Origin of the sequence: Microbacterium sp. (assembly GCF_044340635.1) — a bacterium.
In the GTDB taxonomy this organism is placed as follows: domain Bacteria; phylum Actinomycetota; class Actinomycetes; order Actinomycetales; family Microbacteriaceae; genus Microbacterium.
On the sequence record NZ_JBIITF010000018.1, the window covers coordinates 1 to 21,295 of the forward strand.

Sequence of the window (21,295 nt, forward strand, 5' to 3'; positions counted from 1 at the left end):
AGCAGGCCAAGGAGAAGGGTCTCGACCCCGAGCACCTCGACTTCTACCTCGACTTCTTCCGCTTCGGCGCCCCGCCGCACGGCGGGTTCGGCATGGGCCTCGCGCGCGTGCTCATGCTGCTGCTCGGCGAGTCGTCGATCCGCGAGGTCACCTACCTCTTCCGCGGCCCGACGCGCCTCGCGCCGTAACCGACAGCGCTCGGCGCCGACCGGCCACATAATCCTCACCCGCCGTTCACCCGGGACCGCTCCCGTCGTAACCGGCTGTCCCTAGCGTTCCTCCGTCACCCCGATTCGGCGCCCTACCCGAGCGCCCGGGAACACCGAGAGGAACACACACGCATGTCATCAATCTCCCCGCGGCGCCTCCGCCGCGTGCTGATCGCAGGAACCGCTGCCCTGAGCGCCGCCCTGCTGCTGTCGTCCTGCGCCGGTGGCGCGGCCGAGGGCACGACCGACGGAGAAACCGGCGTCGACGCGGCCACGGCGACCAGTCTGTCCGACTTCGGCTCGATGGAAGAGCTCGAGGCGGCCGCCATCGCCGAGGGCCAGCTCAACGTCATCGCCCTCCCCCGCGACTGGGCGAACTACGGCGAGATCCTCGACCTGTTCGCCGAGAAGTACCCCGAGATCACGATCAACGAGCAGTCGCCGGATGTCTCGAGCGCCGAAGAGATCACGGCTGCCGAGACGAACAAGGGCCTCGACACCGCCCCCGACGTCTTCGACATCGGCCTGACCGTCGCGTTGCAGAACACCGACGTGTTCGCCCCGTACATGGTCGAGACGTGGGACGACATCCCCGACGCGCTCAAGGAGTCGACGGGCCTGTTCGTCGGCGACTACGGCGGGTACATGTCGGTCGGCTACGACTCCTCCAAGTTCGACGCTCCCGAAGAGATCGGCGACCTGCTGGGTGCCGACTACAAGGGCTCGGTCGCCATCAACGGCGACCCGACGCAAGCGGGCGCGGCCTTCGCCGCCGTGGGCCTCGCGACGGTGCAGAACGACGGCACGCTGGATGACTTCCAGCCGGGCATCGATTTCTTCTCCGAGCTGAACGCCGCGGGCAACATGCTCAAGCTCGACGTCACGACCGCGACGATCGCGAACGGCGAGACCCCGGTCGTGTTCGACTGGGACTACCTGAACGCCTCGCACGTGGCCGACAACCCCGCCTGGGAGGTCGTGATCTTCCCCGGAACGGGATACGCCGGGTACTACAACCAGGCGATCAACAAGGATGCCCCGAACCCGGCGGCCGCGCGCCTCTGGCAGGAGTTCCTCTACAGCGACGAGGTCCAGAACCTGTGGCTGAAGGGTGGCGCACGCCCCGTCCGGATGGAGGCCATGATCCAGGCCGGAACGATCGACCAGGAACTCGCCGATGCGCTGCCCGAGGCACCCGCCGACACGGTCGTTCCGACCGAAGAGCAGAGCACCAACGCGGGCACGCTGCTCGGCGAGAAGTGGGCTGCGGCGGTCCAGTGACCTCCCTCGAAGCGATCGCGAGCCCCGCGGGGCTTCCGGACGCCGAGCTGTCGAAGAACGCCGCCGGGTCGGAGCCTCACGCTCCGGCCCGGCGGCGGGTCGTCGGCAGCTGGGCCTGGCTCGGCCTCACGCCGTTCGCCGTCTACGTCCTGATCTTCCTCGCCCTGCCGACCGTGCTCGCGATCGGCTCGGGCCTCTTCGACTCGGACGGCGCCTTCACGTTCGACAACCTGGCCGCCCTCGGCGACCCCGTCATCCTGCAGACGTTCTGGAACTCGACCTGGCTGTCGCTGCTCACGGCCGTGGTCGGCGCCGTGCTCGGAGCACTCGTCTGCTACGCGATGCTCGGCCTCCACGAAACCAGCGGCGTCCGGACGACGGTGGATGCTGCATCCGGCGTCCTCGCCCAGTTCGGCGGCGTCATGCTCGCCTTCGCCTTCATCGCGACGATCGGCACGCAGGGCGTCATCACCCAGTTCGTGCTGAACGCGACCGGTGTCAATCTGGCGGACGGCGGATGGCTGTATGCCCTGCCCGGTCTGATCCTCCCCTACGTGTACTTCCAGGTGCCGCTCATGGTCATCACGTTCATGCCCGCCCTCTCGGCCCTGAAGCCGCAATGGGCCGAGGCGAACCTCACCCTCGGCGGTACGCGCCTGAGCTTCTGGACGACGATCGGCATCCCTGTCCTCGCCCCCTCGTTCCTCGCGAGCCTGCTGCTGCTGTTCGCCAACGCATTCTCGTCGTATGCGACGGCCGCGGCCCTCGCCAGCCAGGGTTCGCAGATCGTACCCCTCGGCATCCGTACCGCTCTCACCAGCGAGACCGTGCTGGGTCGCGAGAACCTCGCCGGAGCGTTGGCGCTCGGAATGATCGTGATCGTGGGAATCGTCATGTGGCTCTACTCGCTGGTGCAGGGTCGCGCGGCACGGTGGCAGTCATGAGCGGCACGATGAGCGGGATCGCCCCCTCACGCGTGACGCGCTGGGTCATCGGTGTCGTCGTCGGCATCGCCTTCGCCCTGCCGCTCGTCTCGACCTTCCTCTACACGCTGCGCGACAACTCGACCGGCGGGCTGTCGCTGACCAACTGGACAGCGCTCTTCGACCCCGAGAACGCGCGACTCTACGCGCCGATCTGGACGGGACTCGGCAACTCGCTGATTCTCGCGGTCGTCACGGTCCTCATCGTCCTGCTCCTTCTCGCCCCGACGATGATCCTCGTCTCCCTGCGCTTTCCGAAGCTGCGACCGGCATTCGAGTTCGGTGTGCTGCTGCCGATCTCGATCCCCGCGATCGTGCTCGTCGTCGGCCTGACCCCGATCTACCTGCAGATCGGACGAACCCTCGGCACGGGCGCCTGGACCCTCGCATTCGCCTACGGGATCACCGTGCTCCCGTTCGCGTATCGCTCGATCCAGGCCTCGATCGACGCCGTCGACATGAAGACCCTCGCCGAGGCGGCCCGCTCGCTCGGTGCCTCGTGGCCGACGGTCGTGCTGCGCGTGCTCGCGCCGAACCTTCGCCAGGGGTTGCTCGCCGCATCCCTCATCTCGGTCGCCGTCGTGCTGGGCGAATTCACCATCGCCTCGCTGCTGAACCGACAGGTGCTGCAGACCGCGCTCGTCGTCGTGAACCGCATCGATGCCTACGCGGCCTCGATCTTCACGCTCCTCGCGCTGCTGTTCGCCTTCCTCCTCCTGCTCCTCATCGGCCGCGCGGGTAAAGCCCGCACGGGAAGGACCTCATCGTGACCGACAACACCGCCCCGCGCCCCCTACCGCGCACATCCGACAACCAACTGCTCGCCGACGCCGGCGAGGGGACCCGCGTCGAATTCCGCGGGGTCGTGAAGGACTACGGCACCACCCGCGTGCTGCACGGCGTCGACCTCGACATCAAGCCCGGCGAGTTCGTTTCGCTTCTGGGCCCATCCGGCTGCGGCAAGACGACGGCCCTGCGCGTTCTGGCGGGACTCGAGAACGCGACCGAAGGCTCGGTTCTGCTCGGGGATCGGGACGTCTCGCGTGTGCCGACCAACAAGCGCGACATCGGCATGGTGTTCCAGGCCTACTCGCTCTTCCCGCACCTGCGGATCCGCGAGAACGTCGCGTTCGGGCTGCGCCGCCGCGGGGTCGCTCGTGTCCCCGCCGAGGCGCGCGCGATGGACGCACTCGATCTGGTCGGCCTCGGTCACCTCGGCGAGCGCTACACGCACCAGCTCTCCGGTGGTCAGCAGCAGCGCGTGGCACTCGCCCGCGCCCTCGTCACCGAACCCCGCGTTCTCCTGCTCGACGAGCCCCTGTCGGCGCTCGACGCGAAGGTGCGCGTGCAGTTGCGCGACGAGATCCGTCGCATCCAGCTGCGCCTCGGCACCACGACGGTTTTCGTCACGCACGATCAGGAAGAGGCCCTGGCCGTCTCCGACCGGATCGCCGTCATGAACGCCGGCCGGATCGAGCAGGTCGGTACCCCCGAAGACCTCTATCTGCGCCCCGCCACGCCCTATGTGGCGGCTTTCGTCGGGCTCTCGAGTACCGTTCGCGGAACCGTCAGCGGTACCGAGGTCGAACTGTGGGGCCAGCGTCTCCCCGTGCAGGGATCCGTCGTGGACGGAGCCGTCGACGTTTTCCTGCGGCCCGAGAACGTGCGACTCGCGGTCTCGGGCGATGCGGGCGCGTACGGCAACGTGCAGGAGAGTACCTTCCTCGGCAGTTTCCGTCGCACCCTCGTGCGGACGTCCGACGGCGAACTCGTCCGTGTTCAGCACTCGGCAGCCGACCGTCTCTCGTACGACGACGCGGTGCGCCTGACGGTCGCACCCGAGCCTGTCGTGGTGCGGCCGGTGGCCGACTGATCGCTAGAGGGTTACTTCCTCGGCATCCGCACGGGCGCCGGCGACTCTCTTGTCGTCGGCGTCCAGCAGAGCTTCGCGCAGGCGATCGGGCGCGACTCGCCAATGCGCGTGCAGCTCTCCGTCGATGAGGACCACGGGGATCTTCTCCCACCACTTCGCATAGAGATCGGGATCGTCCGCGATGGATGACTCGACCACCTCGATGCGGGATGCGACACGCTCGGGTAGATCGGCGAGAACGCGTTCGACGACCCCTTCTGCGACATCGCAGAGGTGGCAGTCGGGTTTGCCGATCACGGTGATTGTGGGCACGAAATCATCCTAAGCACGGATTCTCACGCCACGGCGCCGCTGTGGATAGCTTCGGATCAGCTTTTGATCAGGTCTCGCTCAACGCGATGATCACTTCTCGGTCGGGTATCCCGCCGCGATCCACTCGCCGGTGCCACCCTCGACGTTCGTCGCCTCGTACCCACGGGCCTCGAGCGCCTCGACGACGCGCGCCGAACGCCCGCCGGCCTGGCAGATGACGTCGAAGGGTTCTGCGGGCAGCTGGTCGAGCAGGTCGCCGAGCTTCGACATGGGAAGGTTCACGGCACCGGGAACGTGCCCCGCGGCGAATTCGTCTTCCTCGCGCACGTCGACCAGCGGGACATCGCCCCGCTCGTGCAGCTGCTGAACGGTTATCGACTTCATGAACGGGGCCCCTCGCCTCGAGATGGACGGATGACTGCTGCCGAGCACAAACACGAAGCGCCCGTCCAGGGGACAGGCGCTCGGCGTGTGGGGACCGAAGTCCCCGAGCCGCTTACTTCTTGTTGCGGCGCTGGTGGCGAGTCTTACGAAGCAGCTTGCGGTGCTTCTTCTTCGCCATGCGCTTGCGGCGCTTCTTGATGACAGAACCCACGGAAGGACCTCACTATGTCAGGGGTGGGCGCCGTCCGCGATGCGTGCGGAGGGCCCGGGAACAGGCCCTGCGAGCAGAGCCTTCGGAATAGCCTACCAGTCAGCCGGCGTCGGCGATGGGCCGGCCGGACTCGAGTGGACGGCTGAGGGCCTCGGTCACGGCCTGCTCGGGAACCCGATACGACCGGCCGAAGCGAACGGCGGGAAGCTCACCCGCGTGAACGAGACGGTAAACCGTCATCTTCGAGACGCGCATGATCTCGGCAACCTCGGCAACGGTCAAGAACCGCATGTCCGGCAATTCGGCCATGTGACCGCCCCACTCTCTCCCCAAACGCGAACGCTCAGCACACTCTAGGGGTGCGAGAGGCGCGTGTAAACCCGTGTGACTCGTGGGACGAGTGGGAACCGTGGTGCGTGCGCCCCGCGCGTCTCAGGGGCGGCGGCGGAACGCAGACGCCACGGCGTGCTTGGCGGACGCGGCAGCGCGCCCCACGAACTCGGCCGCCTGCGCGGCGGGCTCGGGCAGCGCGCTCGACCCGATCCGGACGATCGTCTCGCCGTCCGCCTCGTCGATGAAGAAGGGAACGAGCCAATCATCGACCGTCTCGAGGGGGGTGCTCTGCAGGCTGTAGTAGCGGTGCTGCCCCTCCTCGCGCACTGTCACGAGGTCCGCTTCGCGCAGCACCTTCAGATGCTTGGACACGGTCGGCTGACTCACACCGAGTTCGTTCACGATCTGCGAGACGCTCGTGCCGCCCTCCCCCGAAGAAGAACGAGAGAGCAGGATCTGCAGGATCTCCCGCCGTGTGCCGTCCGCGATCACGTCGAAGATGTCCGCCATCCCCATAGGTTAGCCGCGCGAGGGCCCGAGTACCATGATGGAGGTTCTGCACGAAGGGGGCGGCTGCATGGCGAGGATGCGGCCATTGTCGAGCAAACAGTCGAGCAAACAGTCGGGTAAACTGTCGAGCCGGCAGTCGAGCGGCTCGGCCACGAGACCCTCGGGCCGACAGGTGCTCGCCTCGATCGGGCAGTTGCTGCGCGATTTCACGACCTCGTCGCCCGCACGTTTCGCGATCCTCGTCTTCGCATCTCTGATCCTGATCTTCACGGCGCTCTTGTCACTTCCCGCCGCGTCTGCGAGCGGTCGACAGGCGCCTCTCGTCGACGCCCTGTTCACCGCCGTTTCGACGATCTGTGTGACCGGGCTGACGGTCGTGGATATCGCCACCTACTGGTCTCCGATCGGAAAGGCGATCATCTTCCTCGGGGTCAACATCGGCGGAATGGGCGTGCTCACGCTCGCCTCACTCCTCGGCCTCATCATCTCCAAGCGCCTCGGGCTCCGCGCCAAGCTGATCGCGGCGAGCGACACCAACCCGATGCGGGCGCACGGCGGTCCCGTGAACGAGGGCCAGACCGTCCGTCTCGGCGAGGTCGGGCAGCTGTTGATCACCGTCGCGATCTCGACGCTCGTCATCGAAGCCGTGATCGCCGCGCTGCTCTACCCCGCGCTGCTGCTCGCGAACGTCGCTCCCCTCGACGCCCTGTGGGAGGCGCCGTTCTATGCCGCAATGGCGTTCACGAACACGGGTTTCACCCCCAACCCAGGCGGGCTGACACCGTTCGCCGACGACTACCTCGTCCTGACCGTGCTGATGATGGGCGTCTTCCTCGGCAGCATCGGCTTCCCCGTCATCTATGCCCTCTCCAAGCACTTCTGGCATGTCAAGAAGTGGTCGCTGCACGTCAAACTCACGCTCATCACGACGATGCTGCTCTTCGTGGCGGGCGCGGTCGTCTTCCTGGGACTCGAGTACAACAACCCGGGCACCTTCGGCTCGATGGAAGCGGGCGACACCGTCTTCCAGGCCTTCTTCCTCTCGGCCATGACCCGATCGGGTGGGTTCTCGGTGGTCGACATCGGCGAGCTCAACGGCTCGTCTCTCGTGGTGGGCTCGATGCTCATGTTCGTCGGCGGCGGCTCCGCGTCCACCGCCGGTGGCATCAAGGTCACGACGCTCGCCGTGCTCGCCCTGGCCGTCTGGTCCGAGGCCAAGGGGCGCGTCTCGGTCGAGGCGTTCGGCCGACGCATCCCGAGCGACGTGCAGAGGGTCGCGCTGTCGGTCGTCGCGTGGGGGGCCACGATCGTGGCGCTCTCGACGATCACGATCGCGCAGATCACGAAGGCCCCGATCGCCGAGGTGCTGTTCGACGTGATCTCAGGTTTCGCGACCGTGGGCCTGTCGACGGGGTTGACGGAGAACCTCCCCGATCCTGCCGCCTACGTCATGGCCCTCACCATCTTCATGGGCCGCATTGGTACAGTGACTCTCGCCGCGGCCGTGGCCGCGACATCCCGCTCGCAGTTGTACTCGCTCCCCGTGGAAAGGCCCATCGTTGGTTGAGCAGATCCGCGGCGACGCGCCCGTCCTGGTGATCGGCCTCGGCCGGTTCGGAGCCGCCTGCGCGGGCGAGCTCGACCGCCTCGACCGTGAGGTGCTCGCGATCGACGCGAGCCTCGACCTCGTGCAGAAGTGGTCCGAGCGGGTCACCCATACGGTGCAGGCGGACGCCCGCAACATCGATGCGCTCACGCAGATCGGGGCGGCGGACTTCCAGGTCGCGGTCGTCGCGGTCGGATCGAGCATCGAGGCATCCGTGCTGATCACGGCGAACCTCGTCGACCTGAAGGTCCCGCAGATCTGGGCGAAGGCGGTCTCGCAGTCGCACGGCAAGATCCTCGCGCGCGTCGGCGCGAACCACGTCATCTACCCCGAGCGCGAGGCGGGCGAGCGTGTCGCGCACCTGGTGAGCGGACGGATGCTCGACTTCATCCGCTTCGACGACGACTTCGTGCTCGCCAAGATGTACCCACCCCGATTCATCCGCGGGGTGGGCCTGAACCAGTCGGGTGTGCGGACGAAATACAACGTGACGGTCGTGGGCGTGAAGAGCCCCGGCAAGCCGTTCCGCTACGCGGAGGCCAACACGGTCGTGACGAACCACGACCTGATCATCGTCTCGGGCACCAACAGCGACATCGAGCGCTTCGCGTCGCTCGACCGCTGAGCCGGGTTCTTTCGCCTCAGGCGCCCTCGGCCAGTTCGCGAGAGCGCGCGAGAGCCGCGCCGGTCGCTCGCGTGAAGACGGCACCGAGCTCGGCATCCTGCAGCACCGCGATCGCCCGCTCGGTCGTTCCGCCCGGGCTCGTCACCCGTCGCCGCAGCTCGGCCGGGTTCTCACCGGTCGCCGCCAGGAGCGCACCGGCGCCCACGAACGTCTGCTCGGCGAGCAGACGCGCCTCGCTCTCGCCGAAGCCGCGGGCGATGGCCGCGCGTGTGAATTCTTCGATGAGCAGGAATACATAGGCAGGACCCGACCCCGAGATCGTGCCGAGGGCGTCGATCTGGTCCTCGGGCACCTCGACGACGACACCCACCGTTTTGAACAGTCGCCGCACGGCGTCGACCTGGTCGGGCGTGACGGACGGGCCGGACGCGATACCGGTCACGGCCTGGCGAACCACGGCCGGGGTGTTGGGCATCGAGCGGATCACGGCGACGTTCTCGCCGAGCACCTCGGCGAAGGTCGCGAGCGTGACACCCGCAGCCAGGCTCACGACAACCGCACCCGCACGCAACGCCGGAGCGATCTGCGCGAGCAGCGCGGGCACCATCGCAGGCTTCACCCCGACCAGAACGATCTCGGCGTTCTGCACTGCACGCAGGTTTCCATCGGCGTCGTCCGCGAGGGCGATCGACGTCACGCCCTCCAGCTTCGCGAGAGCCCCGGCCTTCTCGCGCGACCTGTTCGTCACCGTGACGCCGCCCTCGATGAACGTACCGGAGGCGAGCAGTCCGGAGAGGATCGCACCGCCCATCGAACCGGCCCCGAGAATGGCGACGGACGGAAGCGAACGGGCGGATTCTTCGTGGTCGACCATCAGGTCATCCTACGAGGGGCGGACTAGGATCGGCGAGGTAGCGGCGCCCTTCGTCAGGGCTCTGCGTAAGGGCTCCGAGAAGAGGGACATCATGCCGATCCTGGACGGAATCACCGCACGTCAGATCGAGACCCCGAGACTCACGGTGAACGTTCTCGAGCGCGTGGGCGACGACGCGACCACCGTCGCCGAGCGCACCCTGGTTTTCGTACACGGACAGGTGTCGTCGAGCCTGATGTGGCAGGAGCTGATGCAGGACCTGCCGTCCGATCTGCGGATCATCGCGGTCGACCTGCGCGGATTCGGTGCGACCGAGAACGCCCCGGTCGACGCCACCCGCGGCGTGCGCGACTTCAGCGACGACCTGCACGCAACCCTCGAGCTCCTCGAGGCGACACCGGCGCACCTCGTCGGCTGGGCCCTCGGCGCCGCGGTCGTCATGCAGTACGCGCTCGATCATCCGGTGCTGAGCCTGACGCTCGAATCCCCCGTATCGCCCTTCGGCTTCGGGGGAACGCGGCGCGACGGCACCCGCTTGACGGAAGATGACGCCGGAGCGGGCGCGGGGGTTGCGAACCCCGATTTCGTCGAGCGATTGATCGCGGGCGACATGTCGACCGATGCCCCCACCTCGCCCCGGAGCGTTTTCCGCGCCGCATATGTCGCCCCGGGCTACACGACCGAGTACGAGGACACGTGGGTCGAGTCGATGCTCTCGACATCGACCGCAACGGGCAATTACCCCGGCGACACCGTCGCGTCCGAGAACTGGCCCGGCTTCGCTCCCGGAGCGATCGGTGTCATGAATGCCCTGGCACCGCGCTACTTCGACGTTTCGACCATCGTCGATCTGGATCGCAAGCCGCCGATCCTCTGGATCCACGGGGAGGACGACGCGGTCGTCTCCGACACCTCGTTCTTCGACGCGGGCTACCTGGGTGAGGCCGGCATCATCCCGGAGTGGCCGGGCGCCGAGGTCGCGCCGGCCCAGCCCATGGTTTCGCAGACGCGCGACGTCCTCTCCCGCTACGCCGACAACGGTGGCAGCGTCACCGAGATCGCCCTCGAGGGCGTAGGGCACACCCCCCACCTCGAACGCCCCGCCGAAGTGCGCCGCGCCCTGCTGCGCGTGATCGGCTACGTGGATCAACCGGCCAACCCCGCCCCGCCCACCGAGGCCATCATCCTGAAGTCCGCGGACTGAGCGGCGATGAGTGCATCCGGCGGAGGAAAGGCGATCATCGCCGCATTCCTCGCAAACCTGGGCATCGCCTTCGCGAAGTTCATCGCGTGGTTCTTCTCCGGCTCGGCGTCCATGCTCGCCGAGGGTATCCACTCCCTCGCGGACTCGGGCAATCAGATCCTGCTGTTGCTCGGCGGCCGGAAGGCGCGCAAGAAGGCCGACCAGGAGCATCCGTTCGGCTACGGGCGCGAGCGATACGTCTACGCGTTCGTCGTGTCGATCATCCTGTTCTCCGTCGGTGGCCTTTTCTCGATCTATGAGGGCGTCGAGAAGCTGACCCACCCACACGAGGTCACGAACGTCTGGATCCCGCTCGTGGTCCTGGTCGTCGCGATCGGGCTCGAGTCGTTCTCACTCCGCACCGCGGTTCGCGAGAGCAACCTGGTGCGCGCCAAGGGTGAGTCCTGGATCAGCTTCATCCGTCACGCGAAAGCGCCCGAGTTGCCCGTCGTGTTGCTCGAGGACGTCGCCGCGCTCATCGGCCTCGTGTTCGCGCTGCTGGGCGTGGGTCTGACCGCCATCACGGGCGACCCGCTGTTCGACGCACTCGGCACCCTGATGATCGGCACGCTGCTGATCGTCGTGGCCATCACCCTCGGGATCGAAACCAAGAGCCTGCTGGTCGGCGAAGGTGCTAACGAAGGCGACCACACCGCGATCGTGCGGGCTCTGGAGTCCGGCGAAGCGGCTGTCTCGGTGATCCACGTGAAGACCCTCTACCTCGGTCCCGACGAGTTGATGGTCGCCGCGAAACTCGCCTTTCCCGCCGATCAGTCGCTCGGTGAGGTCGCCGCGACGATCGACGCGATCGAAGCACGGGTGCGGGCCGCGGTTCCCGCCGCCCGCGTCGTCTACCTCGAGCCGGACATCCTGCGGGTTTCGAAGAACGCGCCGAGCAGCGCAGCGGATTCTTCGGCAGCCACTCCCCCGACGACCTCAGCACGGTAGGGCAACCGCCGATCGCGGACGACGTCATAGACCGAGCCCGCGGCGCCCGCCTTGTCGTCCCACGACCCGAACACGACGCGCGAGATCCGGGCCTGCAACAGCGCCCCCGCGCACATCAGACAGGGTTCGAGCGTCACGACGAGCGTGTGTCCCTCGAGGTTCCACGACCCCAGAACCTCGGCCGCACGACGAAGAGCCAGCACCTCGGCGTGTGCGGTGGGGTCACTCATCAACTCGCGTTCGTTGCGGCCCCCGGCGATGATGGCGCCCTCGGCATCCGTCACCACCGCTCCCACGGGGACATCGCCCGCGGCGCCCGCCTCGGCCGCGAGCGCGAGCGCGCGGGCCATCGCCGAGCGATCAGCGGTGGAGTGAGCGGTCACGCCCCGAGCATACGACTCGGTAGCCTGTGCTTATGCGTGTGCATGTCGCCGATCATCCCCTCATCACCCACAAGCTGACGGTGCTGCGTGACAAGCGCACCCCCTCGCCGGTGTTCCGCCAACTCACCTCCGAGCTGGTGACGCTGCTCGCCTACGAGGCGACGCGCGCCGTCCGGGTCGAAGAGGTCGAGATCCAGACCCCGGTCACGACGACCACGGGTGTGCGGATCGGTGACCCGCGTCCGCTCGTCGTTCCGATCCTGCGGGCCGGTCTCGGGATGCTCGAGGGCATGGTCACGTTGCTGCCGACGGCGGAGGTCGGCTTTCTGGGTATGGTCCGCAACGAAGAAACGCTCGAGCCCTCGACCTACGCCGAGCGCCTGCCCGACGATCTCAGCGACCGCCAGTGCTTCGTGCTCGACCCGATGCTCGCGACCGGCGGGTCGCTCGGCGCCGCCATCGAGTTCCTGTTCAATCGCGGCGCCCAGGACGTCACCGCTATCTGCCTGCTGGGCGCCCCGGAGGGCGTCGCGGCGATCGAGCGTCAAGTCGCCGGACGCGATGTGACCCTCGTACTGGGTGCGCTCGATGAGCGACTCAACGAAAAGGGCTACATCGTTCCGGGACTCGGCGACGCGGGCGATCGGCTCTACGGAACGGTCTGAACGCTCTTGCCTGCTACTCCGTGACGGTGACGGTGAACTCGACCGGCTGAATGCCGCCCTGTTCGTTCGTGAGCGTGACCTCGGTCTCGCCGACCGCCTCGCCGATGAGCCCCGGGTTGAAGGTCGCGCCATCGCGCTCGCCACCCTTCGAGAAGCTCACGATCGACGAGTCCGCGATCTCGGCCGAGTAGCTGTCTTCCGCCAGGTCGCCTGTGGTGATATCGAGGCCCTGGCCGACGCGGAGTTCGACGCTCGCGCCCTGCAGCTCCTCGGCGGACATGATGACGGGGGCGATGACTTCACTGTCATCCCCCGAGGACGAGCAGCCCGCGAGGGCGAACGAGGCGAACACAGCGGCGGCAGCAAGGGCCAGGATTCGGGTCTTCATGCGATCAGTGTGGCGGATCCGCGCACTTCGGTGCAGGATCATCGCGTTTCGGCGTGGCGGGCACCTCTCACAGGCCCGCGATAACGTGGATGGATGAGCGCCCCGACAGAGCCGCCGCCCGAGCAGTCCGCACCCGCGCGGATCGTCGTCATGGGTGTCTCGGCGGTGGGTAAGTCGACGGTGGGCTCGGCCCTCGCCGAACGCCTGGGCATCCCGTTCCTCGACGCGGACGACCTGCACGACGCGGCCGCGGTCGCTTCCATGGCGGACGGCGTCCCCTTGACCGACGCCCTGCGGATACCGTGGCTCGGGCGCGTCGGCAACGCCCTCGCCGAGCAGTCCTCGGGCGCGGTCATCGCCTGTTCCGCTCTCGCGCGGCGATACCGCGACGCCATCCGAACGACCGCGCCGGGAGCGGTGTTCGTGCACCTCGACGCCCCCGCCGATGTTCTCGCCATCCGTGCCGGGGCACGGCAGGGCCACTTCATGCCCGCCTCCCTGCTCGCCTCTCAGCTCGCGACGCTCGAACCGCTCGAGGCGGACGAGGAGGGTTTCGCCGTCGATGCGAGCCTGCCCGTCGACGATCTGGTCACGGCCGCCGTGGTCGGGCTGATGAAGCGCCTGGATCTTCCACCAGCCGCGCGAAGCCACTGAGCCGAGCCACACCCTCCGGGGTGTGCGGCAGATCGTCGAGCAAGCCGGGCGAATAGACGAGGAACGCTGCGACCTCGGCGCGCGAGATCGCGACATTCAGACGGTTCGCGAGCAACAAGAACTCGAGCCCACGGGGCGCGTCCCGTCCCGATGACGCGGCGAGCGAAACGATCGACACCGCGGCCTCCTGCCCCTGGAACTTGTCCACCGTTCCGACGCGGACGGGCGGCAGCTGCGCCGCCGCGAGGGCGGCCAGCACTGTCGCCGCCTGTGCGTTGTAGGGCGTGACGATGATGATGTCGTCCGCCGTGAGCGGCCGCGGGGCGGCGAACCGGGGTTCACTGCCGTCTCGTGCAAGATCGGTGAACGACGCGCCGATCAGCCCGCGTACGAGGTCGACGACGGCAGCCGCCTCTTCGACCGACGCCGTCGCGTTGCCGTGATGCTCGATGGGAACACGGTGCAGGCCCGGGTCGACGCCGTCGAGGGACCGGAGCGCTGCGGAGGGGTGCGAGGCCAGCCGGCCGGCATACGACAGGTTCGACACGGGCAGGGCGACGAGCGGATGCATCCGCCGACTCTCGGGCAGGAAGTACCCGAAGGCATCGGGCAGCACCGCGGAACCATCCATGATCCATCCGAGCGCCGACGTGTCGACGGGTTCGGGATGCGTGCCCTGGCTGACCTGCGGCAGCTGCTGCGGGTCACCGAGCAGCAACAGGCGTTGCGCCGCAACCGAGACCGCGATGGTGGAGGCGAGGGAGAACTGCCCGGCCTCATCGATCACGAGCAGGTCGAGCGAGCCGCGGGGGAAGCGTCCCTCGTGGCTGAAGTCCCACGCCGTGCCGCCCACGACGAAACCCGCCTGGGCGTGCTCGTCCGCGAACGCCGCGACGCCGTTCTTGGGCAGCGGGGTGAACCGCACCGGATCGGAATCACCCTTCGGCGCCTTGCCGACCCGCGCGGCGGGTACACCCGCGTCGATGACTCGATCGAGCATGTGCTCGACGACGGCGTGCGACTGCGCGACGACTCCGACCTTCCACGCGTGTTCGCGCACAAGACGCTCGATCACGTGCGAGCCGACGTACGTCTTCCCGGTGCCCGGAGGCCCCTGTATGGCGAGGTAGCTGCGATCGAGCTCACGCAGCGTCGCGACGATCGCGGGAACGGGATCCGCCGGATCGGCGGGAACCGGGTGCCCCGCGTTCAGGCGCGGTGGACGTCGGCGCAACAGGTCGGTCGCCGGATCGGCGGGGAAATTGGGGCTCGCGGCGATCACGCCGTCGGCCCACCCGTCGATCGCGACCTGCTGCGACAGGGCACGCGGCGGCGCGCCCGGGGTGATCGCGATGGGCAGTTCACCCCAGGTGAACCCGCCCCGGGCGCGTTCCTCGATGATCGCGCCGTCTTCCAGCTCTTCCAGCACGCGGCCGCGGTGATCGGCGTGCAGCCACCGCGGCGAGGCCTCGAAGACGAAGGGCGCCGGCAGCTCGTAGAGCAGGAACGGCTCGCTCCCGGGCGAAAGGCGCGTGCCGGGGGCGAGTTCACCGCGCAGGCGCAGGATGCGTCGATCCACCCGGTGCCCCTCGGCACGGTGCCAGTCCTCCACGACCTCACAGCGCGACGCATCCAGGACCGCGACATCGCGACTCTGCTCCCACACCGACACGGGCTCGCGCAGGCGAAGGAAGTGCGTCGCCCAGAAGCTCTTCGCCTCGCGCGGGTAGTAGTCGATCGCCGCCGATCCGAGGCGGAGAGCCGCGGCATCCTCGCCATCGGCCGACTCGGCGAGCGCGGTGAGCGCGACGGCGCGCGGCGAGGGTTCATAGCCGGCGGCATCGGGCTCGGGATCGGAGGTTGCGACGATCCCGAGTTCGTCCGCACGCTCACGCAACCAGTTGCGCAGGCGACGCGTCGAGACGCAGTCGTAGCGGTTGTAGTCGGCGATGTCGTCCAGGATCGCTCGGGCACCCTCGTCGTCGCCCGCGTCCTGCAGCATCCGCGCCTCGACGTAGCGGACGATCGACTCGTCGCCCCGCTGCACGTCGCTCTGCCGCGTCTCGGCTCCCATGTAGAGCGGCTCGAGCTTCTTGATCGAGTACGACCGCGACCCGACCCGCAGGGCGCGACGCACGATCGGGTAGAGGTCGACGAAGACCCCGTCGCGAAGCAGGCGATCGACCTGCGCCTCGCCCGCGCCATGGCGGGCTGCCATGGCCAGCAGATGCGTGGGCTCATAGGGGGCGTAGTGGTAGATGTGCATGTGGGGATGGGCCGCGCGATGCACATCGACGAAGTCGAGGAAGCGCCGGAGTGCGATGCGTTCTTCCGCGAACGAGTGCGCCCAGAGGCGCGAGAACGTCTCACTCTCGTCGACCCAGCCGAACAGGTAGTCGATGCCCCACTCCGTGCCCGTGCCCGTCCCCGCCCCCTCGGTGTAGAGCGGGTCGCCCTCGAAGTCGAAGAACAGGTCGCCCGGGTCGGCCGGGGGCAGCGCCGCGAGTCCCGCTCGATCGACAACGCGATACACCGGCGCGGGTACGGCGGCATCGGGCGCGTCGGCCACGGCTATCTCGGAGGCACGCTGCAACTGAGCCTGAGTCCGCAGGAGGGCGAAGACGTCCGCATTCATGTTCGGGGGCGCCGTCTGTGCGACCGAGAGGTCGTCTAGCGTGCGGATTCCCGCCTCCCGCAGTTTCGTGCGCTGCAGCGGCCGCATGCCCGCAACGAGCAGCAGGTCGCGGGATGCTTCGACCTCGACCTGACAGGTCGCGCAGCGACCGCATGCGAAGTACCGATCGTCGCCCCACTCCGTCGGCCCCATCGCCGCGCCGAGCTCGATGCGACGACTCTCGATCAGTTCGATCAGGCGTGCGTAGCGCAGATGGTAGACGGGCAGGATGTCGTCGACGAGGTGCGAACTCGTCGTGCCGTCGCCGAGCAAGAGCTCGACCCGATCCGAACGCTCGACGCGCAGGTCGTCGAGGCGCTGGACGTATGCCGCGAGCTGCATGAGCGCGGTGACCCGCGCCCTGCGGGCGAGCTTGGTGTCTTGAACGAGCCAGCGTCCGCTCTCGTCGCGAACCAGGAAGTCGGCGAAACCCACGAAGTCACGGGTCGCGAATGCCGCCTGATAGATGATCCGCACGGATGGGTCGGCGAGCGCCGCGTTCGTGAGTCGGACGGATTCGGCCAGCGCCGGAGCATCGCCCGACGAGACCTGCTCGATGGTGGCCACGCCATCCGTATCGTCCGCCAGATATTCATCCAGCACCCGTTGCTCGTGCCGATCGCCCAAACGCGCCGCGCGCTCCAACGTGAGGTCCTCGGGCTCGGCAACCTGCGCGATGCGACCCAGGCGCGCATCGATCGCCCGCACCCAGGCGAACTCGCATTCCGACGCGGCTTTGAGATCGCTCGCGCTCGTGACCAGCCGGCCTTCGTTCTCGATATAACGCACGGGACCCTCTCCGTCTGCGACCCTACCCGCGGGCTCGGACAGCGGCCCGGCGAGCTACTTCGACTTGGCTCGTGCCGTCAGGTCCACGAGCGAGATCACGAAGGCGAGCGCGAGCCCGACACCGACCGTGACCATCCCGATCGCGTACGCGTCGTGGTACACGACGATGGTCGGTGCGGTGTCGGTCTCGCTGTAGACCGTCGCGTAGAAGAAGGCGAGGGCGATCGCGGTGCCGATCGATGTTCCGATGCGCTGTCCGAGCTGCCCGACGGACCCGGCGAGCCCCCCGCGCTTGGGCGGGATATTGGCGAGGGCGAGCGTCTGGTTGGGCGAGACGACGAGTCCGCCGCCCGCACCGGCAACGACCATGATGCCCGCCATGACCCAGATGATCGCGCCCGAGGGGACGTAGAGCGCGGTGAATACGAGGCCCGCTGTGCTCACGAGCATGATCGCGAGACCCCACACGACGAGAGGGCGGCCGATGCGGTTGACCCAGAGCCCACCGAACCACGACGTCAGCGCGCTCGCGAGCGCGAACCCGATCGTCACCATGCCGGCAAAGACCGGCTCGAGCCCGACCCCGGTCTGCAGAAAGAGCGTCGTGAGCAGGAACAGCGCCGGAAGCGCGGCGAAGTAGGCCGTCGCCAGGACCGTTCCGTTGCGGTACGACGAGACCCCGAACAGACCCAGGGGAACGAGCGGTTGGTGGCCCCGAGCCTCGTACGCGCGCTCCCAGACGATGAACGCCCCGATGAACAGGACGGATGGCACGAGCAGCCACCACCGGTTCGGGTCATCGCTCGGCGAACCCGTCGTGAACAGGAACGGCCACAGCAACGAGATGACCGCGAGACCGAACAGCAGGATGCCGATCGGATCGAGGGAGAGCTTGCGCCGGGACTTCGTCCGCGTCGCGGGCAACAGCCAGATCGCCGCCGCGATCGCGATGAGCGCGAGGGGAACGTTCATCCAGAAGATGCCGCGCCATCCGTCGGTCGGTCCACCGATCGCAATCGCCAAGCCGCCGAGCGTGGGGCCGAAGGCCGTCGCGATGCCGATGCTCGCCCCGAACAGACCGAAGGCCTTACCGCGCTCCGCGCCACGGAACAGCTGTTGGATCAAGCCCAAGACCTGGGGCATCTGGATACCGGCCGCGACGCCCTGGATGAGACGCGCGACAAGCAGGAAGGTCACGTCCTGCGCGAGGGCGCAGGCGAGGCTCGTCACGGTGAAGAGCGACAGCCCGACGATGAAGAGGACCCGGCGGGAGCGCTGATCCCCGAGACGGCCCATGGGGACGAGAGCCAGACCGAACGCCAGCACATAGCCCGAGACGACGAGCTGCAGCTCGGTCGATCCGGCACTGAACGCGTTCTCGATCGAGGGCAGGGCCACATTGACCTTGCTCAGATCGAGGATCGTGAGGGCGGCGACGCCGACGCAGACCCAGTAGGCACGCCAGCGATGGCGGTCGGTGAGTTGTATCTCCTGCGTGCGCGGAGGCTCTTCCGGAGGTGCCGTACTCATCCCGACAACTCTAAGGTGCCAAACTGGGGTGATGACCGACGGCCTTCCGTTCCGCAACGCCTATCGCCACGGTTTTGCACGAGTGGCAGCGTGCACGATCCCTGTGCGCATCGCTGACCCCGCCACGAACGCCCTGGCCGTTCTCGGGACGGCACGTGAATGCCACGACGATGCCGTCGCGGTCGCCGTCTTCCCCGAGCTCTGCCTGACCGGCTACGCGATCGAAGACCTCGTGCTGCAGGATGCCCTGCTGGATGCGACCGAGGCCGCTATCGCGCGCCTGGTCGACGCATCCCGCGATCTGATGAGCGTGCTCGTCGTGGGCGCGCCCCTGCGGCACCGCAACCGTGTCTACAACTGCGCTGTCGTCATCCACGCCGGCGAGTTGCTCGGCGTCGTACCGAAGTCGTACCTGCCGACCTACCGCGAGTTCTACGAGCGCCGGTGGTACGCCGCGGGTGACGAGCTCGGCAGTAGTGCGGACGGCAGCGAGGCGCGCTGGATCTCGGTCGGCGGCGTGGAGGCGCCCTTCGGGCCGCACCTGCTCTTCGCCGCGGAGGATGTGCCCGGCCTCGTGCTGCACGCCGAGGTATGCGAGGACGTGTGGGTTCCGATCCCGCCCTCGTCGGAAGCCGCGCTCGCGGGGGCGACCGTCCTTCTCAACCTCTCGGGCAGCCCCATCACGATCGGCCGGGCCGACGAGCGCGCCATCCTGTGCCGCGCCCAGTCGTTCCGCTGCCTGTCGGCCTACGTCTACGCCGCGGCGGGCCAGGGCGAGTCGACCAACGACCTGTCCTGGGACGGACAGACCATGATCTACGAGCTCGGCGGTCTGCTCGCCGAGACCGAACGATTCCCGGATGGTCCGCGCCGGTCGGTCGCGGATGTCGACCTCGACCGGATCCGCCAGGACCGAGCCCGACAGGGCACGTTCGACGACAACCGCCGGACGCACGCGGCACGCACGGGCTCGTTCGTCACCGTGCCCTTCACTCTCGGCGTCCCCGCGCGCGAGACGGGCCTGCGGCGTCCGATCGACCGCTTCCCGTTCGTGCCCGACGACGCCGCGCGCCTGGCCCAGGACTGCTACGAAGCCTTCAACATCCAGGTCACCGGACTCGTCCAGCGCCTGACCGCGATCGGCGGCCCGAAGCCGGTCATCGGCGTCAGCGGTGGCATCGATTCGACGCACGCGCTGCTCGTGGTGGCACGCGCGATGGATCGGATGGGTCGTCCCCGCTCCGACATCCTGGCGTACACGATGCCCGGCTTCGCAACGAGCGACCACACGAAGTCGAACGCGATCGCCCTCGCCGAGGCCGTCGGCGCCTCGATCGAGACCATCGACATCCGCGACGCGGCCAACGAGATGCTCGAGAATATCGGGCATCCCTTCGGCGACGGCGAACCGGTCTACGACGTGACGTTCGAGAACGTCCAGGCGGGCCTGCGCACCGACTACCTCTTCCGCCTCGCCAACCAGAACGGCGGGATCGTCATCGGCACGTCCGACCTGTCGGAGCTCGCTCTGGGGTGGGCGACGTACGGCGTTGGCGACCAGATGAGCCACTACGCGGTCAACACCGGAGTTCCGAAGACGCTCATCCAGCACATCATCCGCTGGGTCATCGCCGCGGGCGAGGGCGTCGACGCCGCCGAGGCGGCCGTCCTGCAGTCGGTGCTCGACACCGAGATCAGCCCCGAGCTCGTGCCGGCGGACGCGGACGGCACCACGCAGTCCACCGAATCGCTCGTCGGGCCCTACGCGCTGCACGACTTCACCCTCTTCCACGTGTTGCGGTACGGCTTCCGGCCGTCCAAGATCGCGTTCCTCGCGCACGAGGCGTGGGCGGACCCGGAAGCCGCGGGCTGGCCCCCGGGATTCCCCGACGATGCGAGGGTCTCGTACGACCTGCCGACGATCGTGCGGTGGCTCGAGGTGTTCCTGAAGCGCTATTTCGCTTTCGCGCAGTTCAAGCGCTCCGCCCTGCCCAACGGGCCGAAGGTCTCGGCGGCGGGCTCACTCTCACCCCGCGGCGACTGGCGGGCGCCCTCGGACGGCAACGCCCAGGCATGGCTGGACGAGCTGCACCACGCCCTGCCCGAACTCGGCTCGAACTGACCCGTCCTCAGGCCGCAGAATCCGCGTCGGGTGTCCGGTCGCGCAGGCCCACGCGGTCGGGGATCTCGAACGCCAGGCCGGGCAACCACGTGACGGGCTCGGGCCAGGGGCGCGAGGTCGGCAGCGCCGTGAGCAACCGCCGGAGCGCGGTGTCACCCGGTGTCGCCGGGGATGCCGCGGGTAGGACCCGACGCGGGGCACGGAATCCGAGGGCGCCGCACCACCAGTGCCGCCAGGTGCCGTCAGCGGCGTCCGGGTCGAGCACGATGTAGTAGTCGGGCATCAGCGCGGTCCCGCCCGCGAAGTGGGCGAGCGCCGTCTCGACCTCGACCTCGAGCGTGCCGAGCGTTGCGCGTTCTTCGTAGAGCTCCACCCACGCGGCGGCGACGTGTTCGAGGGGGTCGGCGTCGTGCACGATCCAGGGGGTGCTGCATGCCGAGATGCGGCGAGCGGCCGTCGCCGGGTCCGAATCGCGGAGAGTCAGGGTCTCGACTCCCGGGATGCCCTCGAGAGTGGCGAGCGCGCCGGCCGATTCGGTACCGACGATTGCGACGACCGTTCCGGTGGCTCCCGAGAAAGGGGAGGTGTCTGAGTGCGCCATGACTCAGCCTACGTCCGCTCGTGTTGCGGGCGGATGTCCCGCACCGGCCGATCACGTAAAGCGACGCGGGTACCGGGCTGGGGACCCGGTACCCGCG

At 68.3% G+C, this 21,295-nt stretch carries 23 protein-coding genes; 12 read left to right on the top strand and 11 right to left on the bottom strand.

Annotated features, from left to right (window positions below):
• The 5 genes from ACIQ0W_RS13690 to ACIQ0W_RS13710 form a co-directional block, all read left to right on the top strand.
• A partial coding sequence (locus tag ACIQ0W_RS13690) for an amino acid--tRNA ligase-related protein (protein WP_396643270.1) occupies positions 1-188 on the top strand: 188 nt, incomplete at its 5' end.
• A gap of 153 nt (positions 189-341) precedes the next feature.
• Positions 342-1,490 carry an ABC transporter substrate-binding protein gene (locus ACIQ0W_RS13695; RefSeq protein WP_396643271.1) on the top strand — a complete coding sequence of 383 codons (1,149 nt, stop codon included), beginning with the start codon at positions 342-344 and terminating at the stop codon, positions 1,488-1,490.
• Positions 1,487-2,434: an ABC transporter permease gene (locus tag ACIQ0W_RS13700; protein WP_396643272.1), complete on the top strand. Its 948-nt coding sequence runs from the start codon at positions 1,487-1,489 to the stop codon at positions 2,432-2,434. The genes ACIQ0W_RS13695 and ACIQ0W_RS13700 overlap by 4 nt, the downstream gene beginning before the upstream one ends.
• Entirely contained in the window at positions 2,431-3,243 is an 813-nt protein-coding gene (locus ACIQ0W_RS13705; RefSeq protein ID WP_396643273.1) for an ABC transporter permease, read from the top strand. The genes ACIQ0W_RS13700 and ACIQ0W_RS13705 overlap by 4 nt, the downstream gene beginning before the upstream one ends.
• Positions 3,240-4,346: an ABC transporter ATP-binding protein gene (locus ACIQ0W_RS13710; RefSeq protein WP_396643274.1), complete on the top strand. Its 1,107-nt coding sequence runs from the start codon at positions 3,240-3,242 to the stop codon at positions 4,344-4,346. The genes ACIQ0W_RS13705 and ACIQ0W_RS13710 overlap by 4 nt, the downstream gene beginning before the upstream one ends.
• A 3-nt stretch (positions 4,347-4,349) precedes the next feature.
• Here ACIQ0W_RS13710 and ACIQ0W_RS13715 read toward each other — a convergent pair whose 3' ends face one another.
• The 5 genes from ACIQ0W_RS13715 to ACIQ0W_RS13735 all read right to left on the bottom strand — a co-directional run bounded on the left by ACIQ0W_RS13715 (position 4,350) and on the right by ACIQ0W_RS13735 (position 6,096).
• Positions 4,350-4,658, bottom strand: coding sequence for a glutaredoxin family protein (locus ACIQ0W_RS13715; RefSeq protein ID WP_396643275.1), 309 nt, complete (start codon positions 4,656-4,658; stop codon positions 4,350-4,352).
• Positions 4,659-4,748: 90 nt separating this feature from the next.
• Positions 4,749-5,042: a rhodanese-like domain-containing protein gene (locus ACIQ0W_RS13720; protein WP_396643276.1), complete on the bottom strand. Its 294-nt coding sequence runs from the start codon at positions 5,040-5,042 to the stop codon at positions 4,749-4,751.
• A gap of 112 nt (positions 5,043-5,154) precedes the next feature.
• On the bottom strand, positions 5,155-5,253 hold the full coding sequence (locus ACIQ0W_RS13725; protein WP_003792170.1) for a 30S ribosomal protein bS22: 99 nt from the start codon (positions 5,251-5,253) through the stop codon (positions 5,155-5,157).
• A gap of 99 nt (positions 5,254-5,352) precedes the next feature.
• On the bottom strand, positions 5,353-5,562 hold the full coding sequence (locus ACIQ0W_RS13730) for a helix-turn-helix domain-containing protein (protein ID WP_396643277.1): 210 nt from the start codon (positions 5,560-5,562) through the stop codon (positions 5,353-5,355).
• 123 nt (positions 5,563-5,685) lie between these two features.
• Positions 5,686-6,096 carry an ArsR/SmtB family transcription factor gene (locus ACIQ0W_RS13735; protein ID WP_396643278.1) on the bottom strand — a complete coding sequence of 137 codons (411 nt, stop codon included), beginning with the start codon at positions 6,094-6,096 and terminating at the stop codon, positions 5,686-5,688.
• A 172-nt stretch (positions 6,097-6,268) separates the two neighbouring features.
• Between ACIQ0W_RS13735 and ACIQ0W_RS13740 the strand changes: the two genes are divergently transcribed.
• A complete protein-coding gene (locus tag ACIQ0W_RS13740) occupies positions 6,269-7,663 on the top strand; it encodes a TrkH family potassium uptake protein (protein WP_396643279.1) in 1,395 nt (464 codons plus the stop codon).
• Positions 7,656-8,327 (top strand): potassium channel family protein, encoded by a 672-nt coding sequence (locus tag ACIQ0W_RS13745; protein WP_396643280.1) that lies wholly within the window; start codon positions 7,656-7,658, stop codon positions 8,325-8,327. The genes ACIQ0W_RS13740 and ACIQ0W_RS13745 overlap by 8 nt, the downstream gene beginning before the upstream one ends.
• A gap of 16 nt (positions 8,328-8,343) precedes the next feature.
• Here ACIQ0W_RS13745 and proC read toward each other — a convergent pair whose 3' ends face one another.
• Complete coding sequence (gene proC / locus ACIQ0W_RS13750) at positions 8,344-9,201, bottom strand: pyrroline-5-carboxylate reductase (RefSeq protein ID WP_396643281.1); 858 nt, start codon at positions 9,199-9,201, stop codon at positions 8,344-8,346.
• A gap of 91 nt (positions 9,202-9,292) precedes the next feature.
• On the opposite strand from proC, the gene ACIQ0W_RS13755 reads away from it, so the two are divergent.
• Entirely contained in the window at positions 9,293-10,405 is a 1,113-nt protein-coding gene (locus ACIQ0W_RS13755) for an alpha/beta hydrolase (protein WP_396643282.1), read from the top strand.
• A 6-nt stretch (positions 10,406-10,411) separates the two neighbouring features.
• Positions 10,412-11,392 carry a cation diffusion facilitator family transporter gene (locus ACIQ0W_RS13760; protein WP_396643283.1) on the top strand — a complete coding sequence of 327 codons (981 nt, stop codon included), beginning with the start codon at positions 10,412-10,414 and terminating at the stop codon, positions 11,390-11,392.
• On the opposite strand, the gene ACIQ0W_RS13765 is transcribed toward ACIQ0W_RS13760, so the two are convergent.
• Entirely contained in the window at positions 11,296-11,775 is a 480-nt protein-coding gene (locus tag ACIQ0W_RS13765) for a nucleoside deaminase (protein WP_396643284.1), read from the bottom strand. The genes ACIQ0W_RS13760 and ACIQ0W_RS13765 overlap by 97 nt on opposite strands.
• A gap of 32 nt (positions 11,776-11,807) precedes the next feature.
• Here ACIQ0W_RS13765 and upp point away from each other — a divergent pair, with 32 nt between their 5' ends.
• Complete coding sequence (upp, locus tag ACIQ0W_RS13770; RefSeq protein WP_396643285.1) at positions 11,808-12,440, top strand: uracil phosphoribosyltransferase; 633 nt, start codon at positions 11,808-11,810, stop codon at positions 12,438-12,440.
• A 13-nt stretch (positions 12,441-12,453) separates the two neighbouring features.
• On the opposite strand, the gene ACIQ0W_RS13775 is transcribed toward upp, so the two are convergent.
• Positions 12,454-12,828 (bottom strand): hypothetical protein, encoded by a 375-nt coding sequence (locus ACIQ0W_RS13775; protein WP_036297406.1) that lies wholly within the window; start codon positions 12,826-12,828, stop codon positions 12,454-12,456.
• A 93-nt stretch (positions 12,829-12,921) separates the two neighbouring features.
• On the opposite strand from ACIQ0W_RS13775, the gene ACIQ0W_RS13780 reads away from it, so the two are divergent.
• Complete coding sequence (locus ACIQ0W_RS13780) at positions 12,922-13,482, top strand: gluconokinase (RefSeq protein ID WP_396643286.1); 561 nt, start codon at positions 12,922-12,924, stop codon at positions 13,480-13,482.
• Here the strand turns inward: ACIQ0W_RS13780 and ACIQ0W_RS13785 are convergent.
• Together ACIQ0W_RS13785 and ACIQ0W_RS13790 are read right to left on the bottom strand one after the other, a co-directional pair.
• Entirely contained in the window at positions 13,418-16,945 is a 3,528-nt protein-coding gene (locus ACIQ0W_RS13785; RefSeq protein ID WP_396643287.1) for a TM0106 family RecB-like putative nuclease, read from the bottom strand. The genes ACIQ0W_RS13780 and ACIQ0W_RS13785 overlap by 65 nt on opposite strands.
• Before the next feature lie 54 nt (positions 16,946-16,999).
• Positions 17,000-18,475 carry an MFS transporter gene (locus ACIQ0W_RS13790; RefSeq protein WP_396643289.1) on the bottom strand — a complete coding sequence of 492 codons (1,476 nt, stop codon included), beginning with the start codon at positions 18,473-18,475 and terminating at the stop codon, positions 17,000-17,002.
• A gap of 31 nt (positions 18,476-18,506) precedes the next feature.
• Between ACIQ0W_RS13790 and ACIQ0W_RS13795 the strand changes: the two genes are divergently transcribed.
• Positions 18,507-20,597 carry an NAD(+) synthase gene (locus ACIQ0W_RS13795; protein WP_396643291.1) on the top strand — a complete coding sequence of 697 codons (2,091 nt, stop codon included), beginning with the start codon at positions 18,507-18,509 and terminating at the stop codon, positions 20,595-20,597.
• A 7-nt stretch (positions 20,598-20,604) separates the two neighbouring features.
• Here ACIQ0W_RS13795 and ACIQ0W_RS13800 read toward each other — a convergent pair whose 3' ends face one another.
• On the bottom strand, positions 20,605-21,198 hold the full coding sequence (locus ACIQ0W_RS13800; protein ID WP_396643292.1) for a hypothetical protein: 594 nt from the start codon (positions 21,196-21,198) through the stop codon (positions 20,605-20,607).
• Positions 21,199-21,295: the final 97 nt, after the last annotated feature.

Excerpts from the sequence above, each read along its gene's own strand:
- ACIQ0W_RS13695 (WP_396643271.1), top strand. The coding sequence starts at position 342 with ATGTCATCAATCTCCCCGCGGCGCCTCCGCCGCGTGCTGATCGCAGGA.
- ACIQ0W_RS13705 (WP_396643273.1), top strand. The coding sequence starts at position 2,431 with ATGAGCGGCACGATGAGCGGGATCGCCCCCTCACGCGTGACGCGCTGG.
- ACIQ0W_RS13720 (WP_396643276.1), bottom strand. The coding sequence starts at position 5,042 with ATGAAGTCGATAACCGTTCAGCAGCTGCACGAGCGGGGCGATGTCCCG.
- ACIQ0W_RS13730 (WP_396643277.1), bottom strand. The coding sequence starts at position 5,562 with ATGGCCGAATTGCCGGACATGCGGTTCTTGACCGTTGCCGAGGTTGCC.
- ACIQ0W_RS13735 (WP_396643278.1), bottom strand. The coding sequence starts at position 6,096 with ATGGCGGACATCTTCGACGTGATCGCGGACGGCACACGGCGGGAGATC.
- proC (WP_396643281.1), bottom strand. The coding sequence starts at position 9,201 with ATGGTCGACCACGAAGAATCCGCCCGTTCGCTTCCGTCCGTCGCCATT.
- ACIQ0W_RS13755 (WP_396643282.1), top strand. The coding sequence starts at position 9,293 with ATGCCGATCCTGGACGGAATCACCGCACGTCAGATCGAGACCCCGAGA.
- ACIQ0W_RS13760 (WP_396643283.1), top strand. The coding sequence starts at position 10,412 with ATGAGTGCATCCGGCGGAGGAAAGGCGATCATCGCCGCATTCCTCGCA.
- upp (WP_396643285.1), top strand. The coding sequence starts at position 11,808 with ATGCGTGTGCATGTCGCCGATCATCCCCTCATCACCCACAAGCTGACG.
- ACIQ0W_RS13775 (WP_036297406.1), bottom strand. The coding sequence starts at position 12,828 with ATGAAGACCCGAATCCTGGCCCTTGCTGCCGCCGCTGTGTTCGCCTCG.
- ACIQ0W_RS13780 (WP_396643286.1), top strand. The coding sequence starts at position 12,922 with ATGAGCGCCCCGACAGAGCCGCCGCCCGAGCAGTCCGCACCCGCGCGG.
- ACIQ0W_RS13790 (WP_396643289.1), bottom strand. The coding sequence starts at position 18,475 with ATGAGTACGGCACCTCCGGAAGAGCCTCCGCGCACGCAGGAGATACAA.
- ACIQ0W_RS13795 (WP_396643291.1), top strand. The coding sequence starts at position 18,507 with ATGACCGACGGCCTTCCGTTCCGCAACGCCTATCGCCACGGTTTTGCA.
- ACIQ0W_RS13800 (WP_396643292.1), bottom strand. The coding sequence starts at position 21,198 with ATGGCGCACTCAGACACCTCCCCTTTCTCGGGAGCCACCGGAACGGTC.